Below are 20,255 nucleotides of genomic sequence, written 5' to 3'. Positions count from 1 at the left end.
TTAGTTATTCTGTACTGTTTGAATAAATATGTCATTGGCACTAGGTATCACTTCTACAAAATGATTTATTTGTGCTTTTTGGTTTAAAAATGCAATAAGGTCTTGTGCAGATTCTCCTTTTTTAAGCTTAATATTTAGTTTTAAATCATCATTTAAAGATTTAAAATTTGCTTCAGAAACTGTAAACTTTTCAGTTAAACGTTCTTTTAAAATCAGTTTATTTTCAGCCTCTAAACCTACTTCAAAAGTATTGGTTTTGTATTGCCTTTTTATATCAATTAATTTACCTTCTAATATTTTGTTTGACTTGTGTATTAAGGCAATATCATCACATAACTCTTCAACAGATTCCATTCTATGTGTTGAAAATATTACTGTTGCGCCTTCTTCACGCAAGCGTAAAATTTCGTCTTTAATTAAATTGGCATTTATAGGGTCAAAGCCCGAAAAAGGTTCATCAAAAATTAACAATTTTGGGTTGTGCAATACGGTAACCACAAACTGTATTTTTTGTGCCATTCCTTTTGAAAGTTCTTGTATTTTCTTGTTCCACCAATCTCCTATTTCTAATCTATCAAACCAATATTTTAAACGTTGTTTAGCTTCGGCTTTACTTAAGCCTTTTAATTGTGCTAAATACAAAGCTTGCTCTCCAACTTTCATAGATTTATATAAACCACGTTCTTCTGGTAAATAACCTATTTCTTTTATGTGTGAAGGGTTAAGTAAATCTCCATCTAAATGCACGGTACCAGAATCTGGCATAGTAATTTGGTTAATTACCCTAATTAAAGTTGTTTTACCAGCCCCGTTAGGGCCTAAAAGTCCAAAAATGCTTCCTTTAGGGACATTGATTGATACATTGTTGAGTGCCTTAAAATCTCCGAAATTCTTAGAAACTTCATGAACTTCTAATAAGTTGCTCATATTTTTTAACGATCTTGAATAGGTTGTAAATATATTAAATGTTTAACTGAGAGTTTTAGTAAATAATTATTAATTATTTTTTAAAAGTGCATAAAAACAAAACCCACCCTTAAAACAATATTAAGGATGGGAAAAAAATTGCTATGAAAAAGAAAAATTACCACTAAAAATTTAGTGATACTTCAAATATAGTTTTTTTTTCTATATTATTAACAAATCTAACTTATAACTTACAATTTTATCGTTTACAAGTAAGGACTAAAAATTGTTTGTTTTCTTATTAAAACTTAAAGTTTTAAGAGAACATATCTTTTACTTTTTCAAAGAATGATTTATCTGAGCTTTGTGGTTTTGGTTCGAAATGCTCATCATTCCTCATACTTTCAAAAAACTCTCTTTGTTGCTTGTTAAGTGTTTTGGGTGTCCACACGTTAACATGTACCAATAAATCTCCTTTTCCGTAACCATTTATACTTGGTATTCCTTTTCCGCGTAAGCGTAATATTTTACCACTTTGTACTCCTGGTTCTATTTTTATACGCACTTTACCAGTAACCGTATCTATTTCTTTTGAAGTTCCTAAAACCGCATCGGGGTAACTTACATACAAATCGTAATGTAAATTATCACCTTCTCGTTGTAATTTAGGGTGTACTTCTTCTTCTATAACTACTAAAATATCGCCTGCAATTCCGTTACCTGGAGCTTCATTTCCTTTACCAGATACTTTAAGTTGCATACCATCAACCACACCTGCTGGTATTTTTATGGATACGGTTTCTTCAACAACTTTTAATCCTTGAGCATCGGCATCGGCTGGTTTTTTATCAATAATTTCACCAGTACCTCCACAAACATTACATGGTGAAGAGGTTTGCATTCTTCCTAAAATAGTATTAGCAATACGAGTAACTTGACCGGTACCTCCACAAGTTGAGCATGTTTTATAGGTAGTTCCTGGCGCTTTAACTTTACGCTTAACTTTTATTTTCTTTTCAACGCCGTTAGCAATTTCTTCAAGAGTTAATTTAACACGTATGCGTAGGTTGCTTCCTTTTACTCTACGTTGTCCGCCACCGCCGCCAAAACCAGAGAAACCACCACCAAAGGCACCGCCAAATATATCACCAAACTGACTGAATATGTCATCCATATTCATGCCACCTCCACCAAAGCCTCCTCCATTTTCAAAGGCTTGATGACCAAATTGGTCATATCTAGCTTTTTTATCAGGGTCACTTAATACTTCATAGGCTTCGGCCGCTTCTTTAAATTTTGCTTCGGCTTCCTTATCATCTGGATTTTTATCTGGATGAAACTCTATCGCTTTTTTCCGATATGCCTTTTTAATTTCTGAAGCACTAGCCCCTTTGCTAACTCCTAATATTTCGTAATAATCTCTTTTTGCCATGTTTTATTTTTATTGCCCAATAACAACTTTTGGGAAACGTATTACTTTTTCGCCTAATTTATAACCTTTTTCAACAACATCAATAATTTTACCTTTAAGGTCATCTGACGGTGCTGGAATTTGAGTTACCGCCTCGTGGTCATCGGCATTAAAATTGTCTCCTTTTTCAACTTTTATTGGTGCCAGTCCTTTTTGCTCTAAGGTTGTTAACATTTTTTGATAAATAAGCACTACTCCTTTGCGTAATTCTTCGGCTTCTTTATCTTCTTCAATGTGTGTTAAAGCACGCTCAAAATCATCTATAATTGGTAACAGAGCCACCATTACTTCTTCATTTGCAGTTTTAAATAAATCTAAACGCTCTTTAGAAGTACGCTTTTTATAGTTTTCAAACTCTGCAAATAAACGTAAAAACTTATCTTTTTCTTGTTTCACTTCTTCTTGTAGTTTTTCTTCAACTGATTGCTCTTCTACCGTTTGTTCTTCTGCAGATGTTTCTTCTTTTTCTTCAACTTCAACAGTTTCGGTTTGAGTTGCTTCTACTTGTTCTTGTTCTATATCTGTGTTTTTTTTCTTTTTACTCATAGTAACATTTACATTATGCAATTACGTAATATTTGGTTGGCAAAAGTACTGCCATTATTATAAAAATGTCAAAATGTCACTAATTATTTTTAAATTTTTTTTGTGGGTTCAATTAAGTAACTTTACACCTAAATCACTAAATAAAATTTTTATGAAAAAAAGTCTTTTATCTATTTGCATTTTGGCAACCTTAACCTTTAGTTGTAAAGACAAAACCAAAGAAGCCGAAACCAAAGCCGCACAAGAAACTGAAGTAGTTGAAATAGCCACAGAAAAGTACACTGCTAATGTAGCAGAATCTAGCATTGAGTGGGCAGGTTCTAAACCAACAGGAAAACACAACGGTACTATTAGTATAACCGATGGAGCATTTGATGTTGCTGATAGTAAAATTGTTGGTGGCACATTTAAAATAGACATGAATTCTATTGTTGTTTTAGATATTCCTGCTGAAGAAAAAGGAAATGCAAAACTTACCGGACATTTAAAAGGTGCTGATTTTTTTGATACCGAAACCTACCCTAGTGCCTCTTTTGAAATTACTGGTTTAGAAGAAGCCGATGGAAAAACCATGCTTTCTGGTAACTTAACCTTAAAAGACACTACAAATAATGTTACGTTTCCTGTAAGTATTTCTAATGAAAATGATACACTTAGTTTAACAAGTGAAACTTTTACTATAGACCGTTCTAAATGGAATGTTAAGTATGGTTCTAAGTCGTTTTTTGATAATTTAGGTGATAAATTTATTAACGATGATATTGAACTTAAAATTTCTGTAAAAGCTACAAAATCTTAAGTTTTAAATTGAATGTTTTTTGAAAAACCATCTTAATTTTAAGATGGTTTTTTATTATTTTAAACTACAAAAGAGCTTAAAAAAACTCCCGATATTGCATTACTCTAAAATCAAAAGTGTTAAAATTTGGGTTTGTGGTTTTTAATTGTTGATACAACTTCATACTACCAATGGCTCTATTTGCGCTTCCAGAAGAAGAGGTTAATGATACAGTTTTAATTAGTCTGTCTTGTTCACAATACTCCTGCTCTTCTCTAGGAATTACAAATTGATGAATTCTAGGAATCTGGTTTGAAACCAACTCTAACTTCAACCCGTAATCTTTTATATGTTTTCTAAAAAAATATTCGGGTCCGTTTTTACTATTTCCGCCAGTAAATAAAATGGTATTTATGTTTGGGTATTTCTTTAAATAGCCCACTACATCTCTTAGTTTTATATTTGTCATTCCTAAATCTGAGGCATCTATTTTTTTACGTTGACAACTCTCAACAATATCACAAACACCTATATTATGCTCTACTAAAAATTGTTTGCGTTGTTCAATAGCTTCGTTAGAATTATCATATCTTAAGCTCAAATTATGAATTTCATCAATGTATAACCAGAGTGAATTGTAATAACTGCCATAACAAAAATTCACATCGTTTTCTAACAACTCTCCTGTTGAAAATCTTGGTGGTGGTAATGTACCTACTATTAATTTTGTTGTAGTTTTTTTTATGAATGGAGCATATGGGTGCTTATGTTTAAACATGTTGCATTTGACTTATTTTTAAATTTTTATTATTTTGAAAGAAACAAAAATTACAAATAAAATGGGAAAAGGAGACAAAAAAACTAAACGTGGTAAAATTTACAGAGGTACTTTTGGTGTAAGACGCCCAAGAGTAAAAAAGAAAATTTCTGCTGAAACTAAAATAAGTGTAGATAAAAAAGCCCAACCTAAGTAGTTGGGTTTTCTTTTAAAATACGTTCTGCCTCTGTTATGGTACTATGGTAAATACGTTTGTTAGACTTAGTCATTTGTTGTGATTCTAAGATTAAGGCATTTAAAATATCTTTAGCTTCTTGGTTTTTATTTCTACTCAATAAAAACTTTGCATAAGTAAGACGCTCATTATAAAATGAAAATCTTATATCAATACATTTTAAATTTGCTTCTGCATCATCAAGTTTGCCTTCTTTTTCTAAGGCTAACCCGTATAAAAATTGAATTCTGGACTTATTAAATTCTTTATGTTCTTTAATGCTTTCTGCATATTTTAAAACGTTTTTGTAATCTTCTAGTTTGTAAAAAGCTTCTACCATGTTATTTATAACATAATAATCATTTTGAAAATTACCTTCTAAAGCATCTTTGTAATATGTTATAGCATTTTGGTAGTCGCCTATTTCTAAATAAGCATCAGCTAAATTTACTCTGTTTTGATAAGTTTCAGAAAACTCTAACTTTTTTTGTAAATCTTTAATTTTTTTAGTTGGGTTTATAATATTGGTAATCTCACTTGTAAGTTTTTCAGCATCACGCTTATTATAAACCTGTGTTATTAAATAAATTATGGAGCCTACCACAGGTAAAAATAATATTAAAAACACCCAATAGTAAGGATTTCTGTATTTAAACATGTGGTAAATACAATATGCTTGAAGCGCTAAAATTAAATAGTAAACCATATAAATAGACTATCTAATAAAAACTAACTCTGTATTGGTTGATAGGTCTTCGCTAAAACCGTAGCCCTCATAATTAAAGCCTTTTAAATCCTCTACAGTATTGGCATTGGTATCTATTATATAGCGTGCCATCATACCACGTGCTGCTTTTGCAAAAAAAGAAATTACTTTGTACTTACCATTTTTAAAATCTTTAAAATTGGCTGTTATTACGGGTACTTTTAATGCTTTAACATCAATAGCTTTAAAGTACTCATTACTGGCTAGGTTTAAAAATAACTCGTTATCTTCTAACTCTTCATTTAAGGCTGTGGTTATTGTTTTTTTCCAGAACTCATATAAGTTTTTATTTTTCCCTACGGGAAATTTAGTGCCCATTTCTAGCCTATAAGGTTGAATTAAATCGGTAGGTTTTAATAGACCGTATAAACCCGAAATAATACGAACTGTATCTTGCAATTTTTCAAGTTTCTCTTCTGGAATGGTATAAGCATCTAAGCCTTTGTAAACATCGCCACTAAAGGCATATACAGCAGGTCTTGCGTTGTTTGGTGTAAATGGCAAACTCCATTCTTGGTTACGCTCATAATTTAATTGCCCTAAAGCATCAGAAATGTTCATTAGTTTAGATAAACTTCGGGCAGATTTTTTTTTAAGTAGTTTGTTTATACGTTCGGCTTGTTTTAAAAAACAGGCTTCTGTATATATATTTGTTGGTAACTCGCTTTCAAAATTTAGCGATTTAGCAGGTGATATTACTAATTTCATGAATAAGATTTTTACTTATCAAAGTTACAATTACTAATAGACTTTTGAAAATAAGAATTACCTCTTTGACTTTACACAAAAAATTAGCTAAATTCGTTTAACTATAAAAGATAAACATCAAAACAACATCATATTAAACTGTTATACTCCATAAAATAAGGTATATGAAATATATTAGCTCCATTTTTTTTATAATTATAACCGGAGATATCTGCTTTTCTCAGAATCCATTTATCACACATATGTATACTGCAGATCCTTCGGCTCGTGTGTTTAACGACACGCTATACGTTTACCCTTCGCATGACCCTGATGATGCCAATTGGTTTGATATGGTAGATTGGCATGTATTTTCAACTACCGACATGGTAAATTGGACAGATCATGGCGTTGCGTTAGATATTAAAGATGTTAAGTGGGCTAAAAAATATGCATGGGCACCAGACTGTATAAAAGCAAACGAAAAGTATTATTTCTATTTCCCTACCGATCAATTTCATATAGGAGTTGCTGTAAGTGATAAACCAACAGGCCCATTTATTGATCCGTTAGGGAAACCACTAATTTCAATGGATACTAAAGGTGTTGTTTGTAACAGAGATTTTATTGACCCAGGTGTATTTATAGACGATGATGGACAAGCATATTTGTACATGGGGCAGTTGGTTGTAAATGCTATTAAGCTAAATAAAGATATGATTTCATATGATGGAGAAGTTCATTTGTTAAAGGGTACCGATGATTTTTTTGAAGCCTCTTGGATGCATAAATACAAAGGTAAATACTATTTATCTTATGTTGGAACAAGCGGTGAAATAAAATATTGCATGTCTGATAATCCTTTAGGTCCTTTTGAATATAAAGGTGTTATTTTAGAAAAAATGAATAGTGGCACAAACCACCATTCAATAGTTGAGTACCAAGGGCAGTGGTATATGTTTTATCACAACTCAGACTTGTACTACAAAAACCATCCTGAGTTAGAAGAGAAATTTGGCTGGGGTCATGAAGGAAGTCCACACCCTTTTCGCAGATCTATATGTTTTGACAAATTATACTACAATGAAGATGGAACCATTCAAAAAGTAATACCCACTAAATAAGAAAATAATTTAATACAAATACTTCACTAAACTAGAGGTTTTCAATATGCTTTGAGTACCCTCGCCATTTTTCAATACACTGTTGCATATCATCAGGAATTTCAGAAGTAAATTGCATAAACTCCCCTGTTTTGGGGTGCACAAAACCTAGTGTTTTTGCATGTAACGCTTGTCTTGGCAGTATTTTAAAACAGTTTTCTACAAACTGTTTGTATTTTGTAAATGTTGTGCCTTTTAAAATCTTTTCGCCTCCATAGCGTTCATCGTTAAACAGCGTGTGCCCAATATGTTTCATGTGTACGCGTATTTGATGGGTACGTCCGGTTTCTAACTTACAAGACACCAAGGTAACATAACCTAAACGCTCTAAAACTTTATAATGGGTAACCGCTGGTTTACCTTTTTCGGCATCATCACCAAGAAATACCGTGTTTTGTAATCGGTTCTTTGGGTGTCTCCCAATATTACCTTCTACGGTACCTTCATCTGCTTCAACATTCCCCCAAACTAACACTACGTATTCGCGCTCGCTAGTTTTTTCGGCAAACTGTAAAGACAAATGGGTCATGGCTTCTTCGGTTTTCGCAACAACTAAAAGCCCGCTAGTATCTTTATCAATTCTATGCACCAATCCAGGGCGTTCGCTAGAATTGTTTGGTAAGTTTTCAAACTTATAAATTAAAGCATTTATTAATGTACCTGAATAATTTCCGTGACCAGGATGTACCACCATACCAGCTGGTTTATTTACTACTAGCAACTCATTGTCTTCATAAACAACATCTAACGGAATGTCTTCTCCTACCAATAAATTTTCATACGTAGGGTGTGTAAAAAGCACCTTTATTTGGTCATTAGGTTTTACTTTATAACTTGGCTTAACAGGAGAGCCATTAACATAAATACTCCCATTTTTTGCTGCGGTTTGTATTTTGTTTCTAGTAGCGTTTTCAACAAAATTCATTACGTATTTATCTATACGCAGTGGGGTTTGCCCCTCTTTAACCGTAAAAGTATAATGTTCATAGAGGTTATCCTCTTCGGGTAACTGTGGTGTGTGGTTTTCCATTAAATGCGTTAAGACTAATTATTTACGGGCGTTTCCCGTTACCAAGCACTAAATCTATTACAGAAGTTTTTGCAAGTTTATCACCAGGTTTTATAAGTTTTCCTTTGTGATACATTTTTAACACCAAATCTTTACCAATATTATCTTCGTAAGTAATTTTTCCAACTTTAAACTCTAAAGCTTCTAAATTTGGTTTTGCTTGCCTAAAGGTACGCTCTCTTAAATCTGGTACTTCAATTTTTCTATAACCAGATGGGTTAAGCGTTAAATATATTTTTCTGTTTTCTTTTACTTGTGTTCCTGCAACAGGCTCTTGTTCTATTACCGAAAATTTAGGGTAATTAGGGTTATAATTAGCCGAATCTTGAATTTGCATAACTAAATTATTCTCTTTTAGCTCTAATTGGGCTACACTAATAGATTTTCCTTTTAAATCTGGAACCGTTTCAAAATCACCATGATGTGTGTAGCCTTTTAACCACCACAACATTATAAAACACAGTACAACTACTGCTACAATAGCTAATAAAATTTGCTTTAAAAATGTTTTACTTACTAAGAATTTAACAATGCTCATGTATAGAATTTTGAATACCGCAAATATATAAAAACAGAACTGCTTTTTCTTTTGCAATATATATGATATTTTAGCTTAACTTATAATAAATACGAAATTATTGTAAGTTTTAGATGAATACTAAAGCATAATTTTATTTTTATGAAGAAACATATAGCCATTATTATGGGAGGCTATTCTAGCGAATATCAAATTTCTCTTAAAAGCGGAAATGTAGTTTTTGAAACCCTAAATCCACAAAAATATACCGCATATCGTATTCATATTTTTAAAGACAAATGGGTGTATGTTGATGAAAATGATGCTGAATTCCCTGTAGATAAAAATGATTTTTCGGTTAAAACAAAAGATAAAACAATTACGTTTGACTGTGTTTTTAATGCCATTCACGGCGCGCCTGGTGAAGACGGTTATATGCAAGCCTATTTTGAGTTATTAGGTATACCACATACCAGTTGCTCAATGTATCAAGCCTCTGTTACTTTTAACAAACGCGATTGTTTAAGTGTTTTAAAACCTTACGGCATAAAAACTGCGGCATCTTACTATTTAAATTTGGGTGATACCATAAATGAAGCCGCTATAATAAAAAAAGTAGGCTTACCCTGTTTTGTGAAAGCTAATAAAGCTGGTAGTAGCTTTGGCGTAACCAAAGTACACAAACAAGAAGATTTACAAAAAGCTATTGATGTTGCTTTTAAAGAAGATGACGAAATTATTATTGAACAATTTTTAGATGGTACCGAAGTTTCTGTTGGCGTTATAACTTATAAAGGAAAAACAAAGGTATTACCCATAACAGAAATTGTTTCTGAAAATGATTTTTTTGATTACGAAGCAAAATACTTAGGAAAATCACAAGAAATCACCCCAGCAAGACTTAGTAAAGAACAAGAAGAAAAAGTTAACACTATAGCTAAAAAAGTGTATGACACTTTAAAAATGACTGGCTTTTCTAGAAGTGAATATATTTTTAAAGAAGGCGAACCACATCTATTAGAAATTAATACCGTACCTGGGTTAACCAAAGAAAGTATATTGCCGCAACAAGCCGCTGCCGCAGGAATTTCTTTAGAAGATTTATTTGACAATGCTATTGAAGAAGCTTTGAAATAAAAAAGTTATTTTTATAAAATGAAACGAGCCATTTTCCCGGGGTCTTTTGACCCGTTGACTTTAGGACATTACGATATTATAAAAAGAGGAGTTACTCTTTTTGATGAAATTATTGTTGCTATTGGTGTAAATGCCGATAAAAAATATATGTTCTCTCTTGAACAACGAAAAACTTTTATTGAGGAAGCTTTTGCCCATGAACCCAAAGTAAAAGTAATGACTTACAAGGGGTTAACTGTTGATTTTTGCAAAGAAATTGATGCTGAATTTATTTTACGCGGTTTACGAAATCCTGCCGATTTTGAATTTGAAAAAGCCATTGCTCATACCAACAGAAGTTTATCTGAAATTGAAACCGTTTTCTTACTAACAGCTGCTCGTACATCTTATATAGCATCATCTATTGTGCGTGATGTAATAAGAAATAATGGCGATTACACTAAGTTGGTTCCAGACAGTGTTAGAGTAAAATAAATAATTTACTAAAGATTATACTCAGATAGCCCTTTAGTAAACGCCTCTGGATTTTCAGCCAAATGATAACGCGGGTCATCAATATCTTCAATAATAACTTCTCTAAATTTAGGACTCGATTTGTAAAGTAGCACCTTACAATCTTCACTTAAATGTTTAAGTTTTATTGATTTTCCTTCGGCTTCATATTTATTTACTATATTAAAAATAGCTTCTATAGCAGAATGATCGCTAACTCTAGACTCTACAAAATCTATCTCAACATTTTCTGGATCATTTTTAGGATCAAACTTTTCATTAAAGGCCTTAATAGATCCAAAGAATAGTGGCCCCCAAATTTCATATACTTTAGTACCATCTTCCCTCATGCGCTTTCTTGCCCTAATACGTCTAGCATTTTCCCAAGAGAACACCAACGCACTAATTATAACGCCTGCTATTACAGCTACAGCTAAATCTTTCCAAACCGTAATTAATGATACGGCTATTAAAACAATAGCATCGCTAACTGGTATTTTTCTAAGGATTCTAAAGCTACTCCAAGCAAAGGTACCAACTACAACCATAAACATAACCCCCACTAAAGCTGCAATAGGTATTTGTTCTATATAGGCTGAAGCAAATAAGATAAAAACCAACAATAAAACCGCTGCTGTAATACCTGATAGTCTGCCACGACCACCACCTTTTATATTTATTATAGATTGCCCAATCATAGCGCAACCACCCATACCACCAAAAAATCCGGTAACAATATTAGCTCCTCCTTGTGCCATACATTCTCTATTGGCATTACCTCTGGTTTCGGTTAATTCATCAACCAAATTAAGTGTCATTAAAGATTCTATCAACCCAATGGCTGCTAATATTACAGCATACGGACCAATAAATTTAATGGTTTGCCAATTAAAAGGCACTTTACTAAATATATCTGTTTGAAATTGCGGAAGGCCTCCTTTTAAACCTTCTCCGCCACCATCTCTAATAAAACTACCAACGGTAGCAACATCTAAATTACCAAAAACTACAATTAGAGAAACCACTATAATACCAATAAGAGCTTCTGGCAACTTTTTGGTTAATTTAAACTTGGGCAAAACAAACATAATAGCCATTGTTAATGCCACAAGACCTATCATTGTCCATAATTCTGAACCTGTAAAATATGCGCCGTCTGCATCTCTAAACATTTTTAACTGCGCCATAAAAATAACAATAGCTAAACCGTTTACAAACCCCATCATTACTGGATGTGGAATGAGTCTAACAAACTTACCAAGTTTTAAAACCCCTGCTAACATTTGTATAACCCCCATTAAAATGACCGTAGCAAATAAATAGTAAAGTCCTAGGTTTTCTTCTGGTGTACCCATAGCATTACCTTCTGCAACCAAACTCACCATTACAACAGCTAAAGCTCCAGTAGCGCCACTAATCATACCGGGACGTCCACCAAAAATTGAGGTTATTAAACCAACCATAAAGGCTGCATATAATCCAACTAGCGGATCTACACCAGCTACAAAAGCAAAAGCTACTGCTTCTGGCACTAATGCTAATGCCACTGTTGCTCCACTTAAAATATCGTTTTTAGCATTTTTAGCACGCTTTTGAATAAATTCCGTCATGACTCCCTTTTTTTGAAGGTGCAAATTTAATGGTAAAAAAAGAAGAAGCAAGTAATTTACTATAATTCAATAAACAAGAAGACTAAAACGTTTGAGTCTTTGTTAAATACTTATTGTTTATTTAACCAATTTAAGGCTTCACCTCTATTTTTAAACATTTTAATTTTGTTATCTATACCAGCATTTACGCTTATTAAGGTTTTGGTAGACATAAAGGCTCCTGAGGTTGTAAAAAGGACTGCCATTTTGTTGATTTGGTCTAAATGGGTTATTGTTTTTTGAGCTTCAAAAGTGTATGTATAAGAATGTTTTTTATTTATTAATAATGAGAAGGGTGCTTCTAAATTAGTTAGCAAAAAATCATGGTACTCATCAATAATAAGTTCATCCATCACCACCCCTTCGTTAACAATAACTTCTGCCAAGTTATTTTTTATAATGTTTATTATGCCAAAAGATAGCTCATAACTTTTCATATAAAATCTTAATTTAGAGAGATTAAAAAATTACAAACACTTCAAAAAAAGTAATCTTTTAGCAATTTTAAACTATAAGCTTATTGGCTAAAATAGTTATTTTATTTTAATATTTTAGACTACAAAAAAGTTTATTTAAGTAATAAAACTAAACCAATTCTCTTATGTTAGCGTATGAGTTTTTAAGGGCTTTTAAAGCTTGTATTTTGTTTAACCACTCTACCTTGGTAATCCCTTCTTTTTCTTGTGGATATAATTTACCATTAAAGCTAGTTTTCATCTCAAACCAATAAGTTATTTTTATTTTATGACGGCCATTACGCTTAAAAATATGGTAAGTAGTATTTAGTGGTTTTGTTATTTCTAATCCTTTAACACCTGTTTCTTCTTCAACTTCTCTAATTGAGGTTTCTTCAATGGTTTCTTTTTTTTCGGTCTTTCCTTTTGGCAAGTCCCATTTATCATTTCTATAAATAAATAGTATTTCTCCTTTTTGGTTGTAAACCTTACCTCCACCAGCTATTACATTAGGTAATTTTTTTAAAAATTTACTTAAAAGCTTATCTTCATTTTTATGTATAAGCCTAACTTCATTTAACGAAGAATTTTTTAATTCCTTAACAACTTTACCAATATTTACAGTATCAAGTAAATAATTTTTAAAGTTAGTTTCTTGTTCAACCTTAGAGGTTAAAATTATAGGTTTATCTCCAACAAAAATTTTATGCATACGTTGTATTTACATTTTAAGGCATGGTAAAAATATCACTTTTAGAAACAAACCAACAATTGTTAAAAAAAATATTTTTATTAATAACGCTTCTTTAACGTAAAATTAAATTTATCCTTATTTTTGTCAACATGATTTTTAATAAAAATACCGCTAAAAAAACTGCCGAAGTTTTATTGCAAGTTAATGCCATTAAACTTAGTCCAAAAGAACCTTTTACTTGGGCTTCCGGCTGGAAATCGCCTATTTATTGTGATAATAGAATTATCCTTTCGTTTCCACCAATTCGTAATTACGTTAGAGAAACTATGGGTAAACAAATTGAAAAACAATATGGAAAACCAAACGCTATTGCTGGTGTAGCCACAGGAGCTATTGGTATTGGTATGTTGGTTGCAGAATATTTAGGTTTACCTTTTATCTATGTAAGGCCAGATGCTAAAGGTCATGGCAGAAAAAATCAAATTGAAGGTTTTATAGAAAAAGGACAAAATGTAGTAGTTGTAGAAGATTTAATAAGCACCGGAAAAAGCAGTTTAAATGCCGTTAAAGCTTTAAGAGATGCAGGTATTAATGTTAAAGGTATGATTGCTATTTTTACTTATGGTTTTGATATTGCTACCAAAAATTTTGAAGACGCTAACGTTAAACTACAAACTTTAGGAGATTATGAAACCCTTTTAGAACAAGCTTTAGACACAAATTATATCTCAAAAAACCAGCTAAAAACTTTATTAGATTGGAATACCAACCCAAGTGAATGGAATGGTATTTGATTTTCATTTTTTGTAAAATGGTTTAAACAGCCTACTAATTAATAACCCATAATACTATAGTATCATGAATTTAGAATCTCCAAAAATAAACGTTGAAAAATCTCCAGAAGAGGTTTTTGAATTTTTAGCCGATGTTAAAAATTTTGAAACATTAATGCCAGAAAACATTAGTAAATTTGAAGTTTTAGGAGATGATAAATTTGTTTTTGCATTAAAAGGGATGCCAGAAATAGTTTTAGAAAAGAAAGCTGTTGAAGCTCCAAACAAAATTGTTTTAGGTGCCGCTGGCGGTAAAATAGATTTTTCATTAACTGGAAATATTGTTAAAACAAGTGATACCTCTAGCGAAGTACAATTACAATTTTCCGGAGATTTTAATCCCATGATGGCAATGATGATTAAAAGCCCCATTACCAAATTTATTGAAACATTAGCTACTAGTATTCCTAAAGCTATTTAATAAAGCATTGTAATTTCTTTAAGATCAAATTTTTTTAAGATTTCATCTTCTAAAATAACCATTAACTTTCCATATTTAGTAACACCTTTAACAAAGCCAGAGAATAAAGAACCTTCTGCATCTTTAAAAGTTGAAGGCTTGTCTTTTCTAAACAAATTAGATTCATATTCACGCTTTACAGCTTCATATTTACCCGCTTGAAGCAATGATGAATATTCTTTTGTGTAGGTTATAATCCTAAATAACACTTCATCCAAATCAAAATGAACTCCTGTTATATTTTTTAAAGATGTAGCTTTAGGCAAACCATCAAACTTAGTTTGGTTTACATTAACCCCAATACCTATAATTGTAGATTCTAATTTATTTTTTATGACATTTTCAATTAAAATCCCACAAACTTTCTTGTCTGCTGACAAAATGTCGTTAGGCCATTTAATGCTTAAATTAGGAATATTTAATGATTTTAAAGCTTTTAAAATAGCTAAAGAAATGGCCATACTTATGTAGTAAGGAAACTCTACAACATGCCCACTCAAATCCTTAAACATACTGAAAGTAAGATTTTTACAAGCATCAGAAACCCAAACAGTACCCATTTGCCCTCTACCCTGCGTTTGTTCTTTAGCTACAACAATGGTATAATCTTCAACTTTATTCTCTGCAATGTACCTACGTAAATAACTGTTTGTAGAATCAGTGGCATTAAGTTTGATTATAAACATATAGCAAGGATATTGTTGGTCTTTAAAATCTTAAGATTATTTTAAGGTATAAAGAACTAAAAAAAATAATAACTTTGCACAAATTAAATAAAATTAATGGCGAAAGAAAAAATAAGTGCAGACCAATTAATATCTGTAATAATTAGTGGCATTGAAGATGTTAAAGGTCAAGAAATAAATATTTTAGATTTAAGAGATATTGAAAACACCGTTTGTGACTATTTCATTATATGTGAAGGAACTTCTAATACACAAGTAAACGCCATAGTTAACTCCGTACAAAAGAAAGTAAGCAAAGAACTTAAAGACAAACCCTGGCATACTGAAGGTGAAGATAATGCCGAATGGGTTTTAATAGATTACGTTAATGTTGTTGTACATGTGTTTCAAAAACATGTTAGAGAATATTATGATATTGAAAGTCTTTGGGGAGATGCTAAATCAACAATAATAGAAACTAGTTATTAAGAAAATTACATGGCAAACGATAAAAAAAACATAAAAGACAAAAAACCAAAATTTAGCCCGTATTGGATTTACGGTATTTTAATTGCCCTATTTTTAGGGTTTCAATTATTTGGAAGCAGTAGTAATAGTGGTGGCTCTAAAACTACAACATCAGATTTCTTTAAATTTTTAGCCAATGGCGATGTTGAAAAAGTTGATATTGTAAAAAACACAAGAGTTGCTAGAGTTTATTTAACCTCTGAGGCAGAAGCTAAAGATGAGCACAAAAATTCTAAACAACAAACCTTTATTCCAACTGTTGGTCGTATACCAAACTATGAATTTGAGTTTGGAGACCTTCAGAATTTTGAAAACAAACTAAATAGTATTATAGATAACTTAGATGCCAAACCTATAGTTGAATTCGATACAGAAACCGATACTATAGGAAACTTATTAATAGGCATACTCCCTTTTATTCTACTAATTGGAGTTTGGATTTTTATAATGCGAAGAATGTCTGGTGGTGCTGGTGGTGGTGCTGGCGGACAAATTTTCAACATAGGAAAATCTAAAGCTAAACTATTTGATCAAAATACAGAAGTTAAAACCTCTTTTAAAGATGTAGCTGGTCTAGAAGGTGCAAAAGAAGAAGTTCAAGAAATTGTAGACTTTTTAAAATTCCCTGAAAAATACACCACACTGGGAGGAAAAATTCCAAAAGGCGCATTACTTGTTGGCCCTCCAGGAACCGGAAAAACCTTATTAGCTAAAGCTGTAGCTGGCGAAGCAAAAGTGCCTTTCTTCTCGCTTTCTGGTTCAGATTTTGTAGAAATGTTTGTTGGTGTTGGTGCATCACGTGTACGTGACTTATTTAAGCAAGCCAAAGAAAAATCACCTTCAATTATTTTTATTGATGAAATTGATGCTATTGGTAGAGCTAGAGGTAAAAATGCCATGTCTGGAAGTAATGACGAAAGAGAAAACACTTTAAATCAACTACTTACTGAAATGGATGGCTTTGGTACTAATACAAATGTTATAGTACTTGCCGCAACCAATAGAGCTGATATTTTAGATAAAGCCTTAATGCGTGCTGGTAGATTTGACCGACAAATTTATGTTGATTTACCAGATGTTAGAGAACGTAAAGAAATTTTTGAAGTGCATTTAAGACCTCTTAAAAAAGCTAAAGATTTAGATACCGATTTTCTTTCTAAACAAACTCCTGGTTTCTCTGGTGCTGATATTGCAAATGTTTGTAACGAAGCCGCTTTAATTGCTGCTAGAAATGGTAAAAAAGAAGTTGATAAACAAGATTTTCTTGATGCAGTAGATAGAATTATAGGTGGATTAGAAAAGAAAAATAAAATCATTACCCCAAGTGAAAAAAGAGCGGTTGCTTTCCACGAAGCAGGTCATGCTGTGGTAAGTTGGATGCTAGAACACGCTGCACCACTTGTAAAAGTAACTATAGTTCCACGTGGTCGTTCTTTAGGAGCTGCTTGGTATTTACCAGAAGAAAGACTTATTGTTCGCCCAGAACAAATGTTAGATGAAATGTGTGCCGCTTTAGGAGGAAGAGCTGCAGAACAAGTTATTTTTAATGAAATTTCAACTGGAGCTTTAAGTGATTTAGAAAAGGTTACTAAACAAGCTAGAGCTATGGTAACCATTTACGGACTTAGCGATAAAATTGGTAATCTTACCTATTATGACTCTTCAGGCCAAAATGAATATGGGTTTACCAAACCATATAGTGAACAAACTGCTGAGTTAATTGACAAAGAAATTTCAGATATTATAGAAGAGCAATACAGAAGAGCTGTTAAACTTTTAGAAGCTAACAAAGATAAGCTCACAGAACTTGCTGAAGAATTACTTGATAAAGAAGTTATTTTTAAAGATAATTTAGAAAGAATTTTTGGTAAACGTGCTTTTGATAAAGAAAAGATAGAAGACAAAAAGGAAACAGAAGAGAATACAAAAGAAAACCCAAAGGATTCTGAAAGTACAGAAAACTCTGAAAAATAAATTGAAATTAGCTTATTTCGTTAAGCTTTTAATAAAAATCTTAAATTAAACTTAAGTTTAATTTAAGATTTTTTATATTTGGTAAACAACAAAAAATTAGGTTAATAGCAATCACTCCATGAGTCTTTTTAGAAAAATTTTTGGTTCCAAATCTGAAAGTTCAAAAGAGGAATTAAAATCTGAAGAAAGAGGTAAATACATGCCAGAAATAAAACTACCTATAGATGAGAGGTTTACAATAAACTTCAAGGCTAATGGTGGTAAATTTCTCTATTGTGAGAATTTAAATGAAATCTATCAGAATTTAGACAATATCATTGAAGAAAATAAATGGCATGATAAAAAAGTGCTACTGCTTGATAACAATTTAAAAGACAAATTCAAAAATTCTGATTTAAGTCCCACTCTAAATATTAGTGAATCAACTTTTTTCTTTACAACTTGTGAAAATTTAATTGCAAATGATGGGTCTTTATTAATCTCTTCAAAACAAATTTTTGAAAAAAAACTACCAGAACTTCCTGTTAATTTTGTAGTTTTTGCAACCACTAGCCAAATAGTTGAAAATATTGGTGAAGGATTACGTGGTATAAAATCTAAAAACAAACAAAAAATCCCTACCAATATCACTACCATTAAACACTTTAAATCTGGAGATGAAAAAGACTTTTTAAGTTATGGTAGCAGTGCTAAAAACCTATACTTACTACTTTTAGAAGATTTATAGAATGAAAGAAATTCTAATAAGAGGTCTCTCTGGCCTTCTTTACATTTCACTACTAATAGGTTGTTTTCAAAATGAGCATGCCTTAATCATTCTTTTTTTTGTATTTGGTTTTATTTGTTTAGCAGAATTTAAAAAACTTGTTCAATTAAAAGGCATCTTTCCGTACATTATTTATGTGGTTCTCTACTTTATATTCGTGTATTGGAAACTGGTATTAAACACCCATTTAGGTTTAGATGAAGCTACTCAGATTCTTATGGTAATAACCATTTTTGTTGAACTCTTTCTAATTAAAGATTTGTTTTCAGAAAAAACCATCCCCTTATTTGCATCAAAAAAATTTCTATTAACAACCTTTTATTTATCAAGTGCTTTTGTTTTTATCATTTTAATTGCCAACTATCAAAACATTTACAATTCAACAATATTACTTGGAGCCTTTATCCTTATATGGGTAAACGATTCTTTTGCGTATTTAGTTGGTAAAAATTTTGGTAAACAAAAACTGTTTGCAAAAATTTCACCCAAAAAAACAGTTGAAGGTTTTTTAGGAGGCTTATTCTTTTCATGCGTAGCAAGTTATTTTATTGCTAACTTTACAGAAACTTTAAACTTTAGCAATTGGCTAATTTTAAGTATAATTATTAGTGTATTTGGTACCATAGGAGATTTAATAGAATCTAAATTTAAAAGACAAGCAGGTGTTAAAGATAGCGGTGTAATTATGCCTGGTCATGGTGGTTTGTTAGACCGATTAGATAGTATCATTTTTGCAGCACCGTTTATTTATTCATTTTTAAGACTTTTACAGTATGTTTCATAAAGAAGGCCATAAAATAATTGTTATAACATTTGTTATTGTTGTGGCATCATTTTTATTGATTGATAGTTTTATTTCTATCCATTGGTTGCGCACATTGTTAATGATAGCCTTTTTAGTGTTATTATTACTAATACTTCAGTTTTTTAGAAATCCTAAACGCAAAACAGTTGTTAACAACAAACAAGTTATTGCTCCTGTTGATGGTAAAGTAGTAGTTATTGAAGAGGTTTTTGAAAAAGAATATTTTAAAGAAAAGCGCCTTCAGGTTAGCGTATTTATGTCTCCAATAAACGTTCATGTAACACGTTATCCTATTAGCGGTAAAATTATTTTTAGCAAATATCACCCTGGTAAGTATTTAGTTGCATGGCATCCTAAGGCAAGTGAAGAAAATGAACGAACCTCTATTGTTGTTGAGAATGAAACCTACGGAAAAGTATTGTATAGACAAATTGCAGGAGCTTTAGCAAAACGCATTGTTAATTATGCTAAAGTAAATGAAACTGCTAAACAAGGTGATGATGCTGGTTTTATTAAATTTGGGTCTAGAGTAGATTTATTTTTACCTTTGGACACTAATTTAAAAATTGAATTAAATCAAAAAGTTCGAGGTGGCGAAACCATTATAGCTGAAATGTAATGAGTAGTGAAGAATTAGACATAGAATTTAAAGAAGCTGTGGCTAGAGTTAATGCTCATAAAGAGCCTTTTCCTGCCGACACCTTATTAAAACTTTATGCCTATTACAAAAAGGCTACCAATGATTATGGCAGACCAAAAAGTAGAGAAGCTTTAATAAATGCTTTTAAAACAAATGCTTTATTTCAAGCAAAAGACATCTCTCAAGATGAGGCTAAAATAAAGTATATAGAACTAGTTAATAAATACTTTTTATACAGAGAATAATTAACTCGTTTTAGGTT

Annotated in this window: 25 protein-coding genes; 13 read left to right on the top strand and 12 right to left on the bottom strand. The window is 31.6% G+C overall.

All coding sequences use genetic code 11. The features are described from left to right. From J1D01_RS14255 to J1D01_RS14245, 3 genes are all read right to left on the bottom strand, one after another. Nucleotides 1-927, bottom strand: a complete 927-nt coding sequence (locus tag J1D01_RS14255) for an ABC transporter ATP-binding protein (RefSeq protein ID WP_372937066.1) — start codon at nt 925-927, stop codon at nt 1-3. Between the two features lie 295 nt (nt 928-1,222). Continuing rightward, nucleotides 1,223-2,338 (bottom strand): molecular chaperone DnaJ, encoded by a 1,116-nt coding sequence (gene dnaJ, locus J1D01_RS14250; RefSeq protein ID WP_372937065.1) that lies wholly within the window; start codon nt 2,336-2,338, stop codon nt 1,223-1,225. Between the two features lie 9 nt (nt 2,339-2,347). Continuing rightward, the gene (locus J1D01_RS14245; RefSeq protein ID WP_372937064.1) at nt 2,348-2,923 is read right to left on the bottom strand and encodes a nucleotide exchange factor GrpE; all 576 of its coding nucleotides are present in this window, start codon (nt 2,921-2,923) and stop codon (nt 2,348-2,350) included. Between the two features lie 151 nt (nt 2,924-3,074). Here J1D01_RS14245 and J1D01_RS14240 point away from each other — a divergent pair, with 151 nt between their 5' ends. Further along, complete coding sequence (locus J1D01_RS14240; RefSeq protein ID WP_421151287.1) at nt 3,075-3,722, top strand: YceI family protein; 648 nt, start codon at nt 3,075-3,077, stop codon at nt 3,720-3,722. A 76-nt stretch (nt 3,723-3,798) separates the two neighbouring features. Here the strand turns inward: J1D01_RS14240 and J1D01_RS14235 are convergent, their stop codons facing one another. Next, nucleotides 3,799-4,479, bottom strand: a complete 681-nt coding sequence (locus tag J1D01_RS14235; protein WP_372937062.1) for a uracil-DNA glycosylase family protein — start codon at nt 4,477-4,479, stop codon at nt 3,799-3,801. Between the two features lie 61 nt (nt 4,480-4,540). Here J1D01_RS14235 and J1D01_RS14230 point away from each other — a divergent pair, with 61 nt between their 5' ends. Beyond that, nucleotides 4,541-4,675, top strand: coding sequence for a 30S ribosomal protein THX (locus tag J1D01_RS14230; protein ID WP_372937069.1), 135 nt, complete (start codon nt 4,541-4,543; stop codon nt 4,673-4,675). Here the strand turns inward: J1D01_RS14230 and J1D01_RS14225 are convergent. After that, the gene (locus tag J1D01_RS14225; protein ID WP_372937061.1) at nt 4,668-5,399 is read right to left on the bottom strand and encodes a hypothetical protein; all 732 of its coding nucleotides are present in this window, start codon (nt 5,397-5,399) and stop codon (nt 4,668-4,670) included. The genes J1D01_RS14230 and J1D01_RS14225 overlap by 8 nt on opposite strands. A gap of 9 nt (nt 5,400-5,408) precedes the next feature. Beyond that, nucleotides 5,409-6,167 (bottom strand): peroxide stress protein YaaA, encoded by a 759-nt coding sequence (gene yaaA / locus J1D01_RS14220; protein ID WP_372937060.1) that lies wholly within the window; start codon nt 6,165-6,167, stop codon nt 5,409-5,411. A gap of 164 nt (nt 6,168-6,331) precedes the next feature. Between yaaA and J1D01_RS14215 the strand changes: the two genes are divergently transcribed. Then, nucleotides 6,332-7,270 (top strand): family 43 glycosylhydrolase, encoded by a 939-nt coding sequence (locus J1D01_RS14215; RefSeq protein WP_421151286.1) that lies wholly within the window; start codon nt 6,332-6,334, stop codon nt 7,268-7,270. A 31-nt stretch (nt 7,271-7,301) separates the two neighbouring features. Here J1D01_RS14215 and J1D01_RS14210 read toward each other — a convergent pair whose 3' ends face one another. Next, entirely contained in the window at nt 7,302-8,339 is a 1,038-nt protein-coding gene (locus J1D01_RS14210; RefSeq protein ID WP_421151285.1) for an RluA family pseudouridine synthase, read from the bottom strand. A gap of 22 nt (nt 8,340-8,361) precedes the next feature. Next, nucleotides 8,362-8,916 carry a PASTA domain-containing protein gene (locus J1D01_RS14205; RefSeq protein WP_372937057.1) on the bottom strand — a complete coding sequence of 185 codons (555 nt, stop codon included), beginning with the start codon at nt 8,914-8,916 and terminating at the stop codon, nt 8,362-8,364. A 141-nt stretch (nt 8,917-9,057) separates the two neighbouring features. Between J1D01_RS14205 and J1D01_RS14200 the strand changes: the two genes are divergently transcribed. Together J1D01_RS14200 and coaD are read left to right on the top strand one after the other, a co-directional pair. Next, on the top strand, nt 9,058-10,032 hold the full coding sequence (locus J1D01_RS14200; RefSeq protein ID WP_421151284.1) for a D-alanine--D-alanine ligase: 975 nt from the start codon (nt 9,058-9,060) through the stop codon (nt 10,030-10,032). 18 nt (nt 10,033-10,050) lie between these two features. Next, nucleotides 10,051-10,506: a pantetheine-phosphate adenylyltransferase gene (gene coaD, locus J1D01_RS14195; protein WP_421151283.1), complete on the top strand. Its 456-nt coding sequence runs from the start codon at nt 10,051-10,053 to the stop codon at nt 10,504-10,506. Nucleotides 10,507-10,514: 8 nt separating this feature from the next. On the opposite strand, the gene J1D01_RS14190 is transcribed toward coaD, so the two are convergent. The 3 genes from J1D01_RS14190 to J1D01_RS14180 form a co-directional block, all read right to left on the bottom strand. After that, on the bottom strand, nt 10,515-12,134 hold the full coding sequence (locus J1D01_RS14190; protein WP_421151282.1) for a SulP family inorganic anion transporter: 1,620 nt from the start codon (nt 12,132-12,134) through the stop codon (nt 10,515-10,517). 110 nt (nt 12,135-12,244) lie between these two features. Then, nucleotides 12,245-12,610 carry a hypothetical protein gene (locus tag J1D01_RS14185; protein WP_421151281.1) on the bottom strand — a complete coding sequence of 122 codons (366 nt, stop codon included), beginning with the start codon at nt 12,608-12,610 and terminating at the stop codon, nt 12,245-12,247. 148 nt (nt 12,611-12,758) lie between these two features. After that, nucleotides 12,759-13,340, bottom strand: a complete 582-nt coding sequence (locus J1D01_RS14180; protein WP_372937305.1) for an NUDIX hydrolase — start codon at nt 13,338-13,340, stop codon at nt 12,759-12,761. A 131-nt stretch (nt 13,341-13,471) separates the two neighbouring features. Here J1D01_RS14180 and pyrE point away from each other — a divergent pair, with 131 nt between their 5' ends. Both pyrE and J1D01_RS14170 read left to right on the top strand, forming a co-directional pair. After that, on the top strand, nt 13,472-14,116 hold the full coding sequence (gene pyrE / locus J1D01_RS14175) for an orotate phosphoribosyltransferase (protein WP_421151280.1): 645 nt from the start codon (nt 13,472-13,474) through the stop codon (nt 14,114-14,116). A gap of 64 nt (nt 14,117-14,180) precedes the next feature. Further along, a complete protein-coding gene (locus J1D01_RS14170) occupies nt 14,181-14,576 on the top strand; it encodes an SRPBCC family protein (RefSeq protein ID WP_421151279.1) in 396 nt (131 codons plus the stop codon). Here J1D01_RS14170 and J1D01_RS14165 read toward each other — a convergent pair. After that, on the bottom strand, nt 14,573-15,301 hold the full coding sequence (locus J1D01_RS14165) for a biotin--[acetyl-CoA-carboxylase] ligase (protein WP_421151278.1): 729 nt from the start codon (nt 15,299-15,301) through the stop codon (nt 14,573-14,575). The two genes, J1D01_RS14170 and J1D01_RS14165, sit on opposite strands and share 4 nt — an antisense overlap. A gap of 96 nt (nt 15,302-15,397) precedes the next feature. Here J1D01_RS14165 and rsfS point away from each other — a divergent pair, with 96 nt between their 5' ends. The 6 genes from rsfS (at nt 15,398) to J1D01_RS14135 (ending at nt 20,238) form a co-directional block, all read left to right on the top strand. Continuing rightward, nucleotides 15,398-15,769, top strand: a complete 372-nt coding sequence (gene rsfS, locus J1D01_RS14160) for a ribosome silencing factor (protein ID WP_372937301.1) — start codon at nt 15,398-15,400, stop codon at nt 15,767-15,769. Nucleotides 15,770-15,778: 9 nt separating this feature from the next. After that, the gene (gene ftsH, locus J1D01_RS14155) at nt 15,779-17,782 is read left to right on the top strand and encodes an ATP-dependent zinc metalloprotease FtsH (protein WP_421151277.1); all 2,004 of its coding nucleotides are present in this window, start codon (nt 15,779-15,781) and stop codon (nt 17,780-17,782) included. Between the two features lie 118 nt (nt 17,783-17,900). Next, nucleotides 17,901-18,509, top strand: coding sequence for an LUD domain-containing protein (locus J1D01_RS14150; RefSeq protein WP_372937299.1), 609 nt, complete (start codon nt 17,901-17,903; stop codon nt 18,507-18,509). A 1-nt stretch (nt 18,510) separates the two neighbouring features. Further along, nucleotides 18,511-19,332: a phosphatidate cytidylyltransferase gene (locus tag J1D01_RS14145; RefSeq protein WP_372937298.1), complete on the top strand. Its 822-nt coding sequence runs from the start codon at nt 18,511-18,513 to the stop codon at nt 19,330-19,332. Then, complete coding sequence (locus J1D01_RS14140) at nt 19,322-19,972, top strand: phosphatidylserine decarboxylase family protein (protein ID WP_372937297.1); 651 nt, start codon at nt 19,322-19,324, stop codon at nt 19,970-19,972. The genes J1D01_RS14145 and J1D01_RS14140 overlap by 11 nt, the downstream gene beginning before the upstream one ends. Continuing rightward, entirely contained in the window at nt 19,972-20,238 is a 267-nt protein-coding gene (locus tag J1D01_RS14135; protein WP_076697492.1) for an acyl-CoA-binding protein, read from the top strand. The genes J1D01_RS14140 and J1D01_RS14135 overlap by 1 nt, the downstream gene beginning before the upstream one ends. Nucleotides 20,239-20,255 lie beyond the last annotated feature (17 nt).

The organism is Seonamhaeicola sp. NFXS20 (genome assembly GCF_049132085.1).
Taxonomy (GTDB): Bacteria; Bacteroidota; Bacteroidia; order Flavobacteriales; family Flavobacteriaceae; genus Seonamhaeicola.
This window is presented reverse-complemented; position numbering and strand designations above follow the sequence as displayed.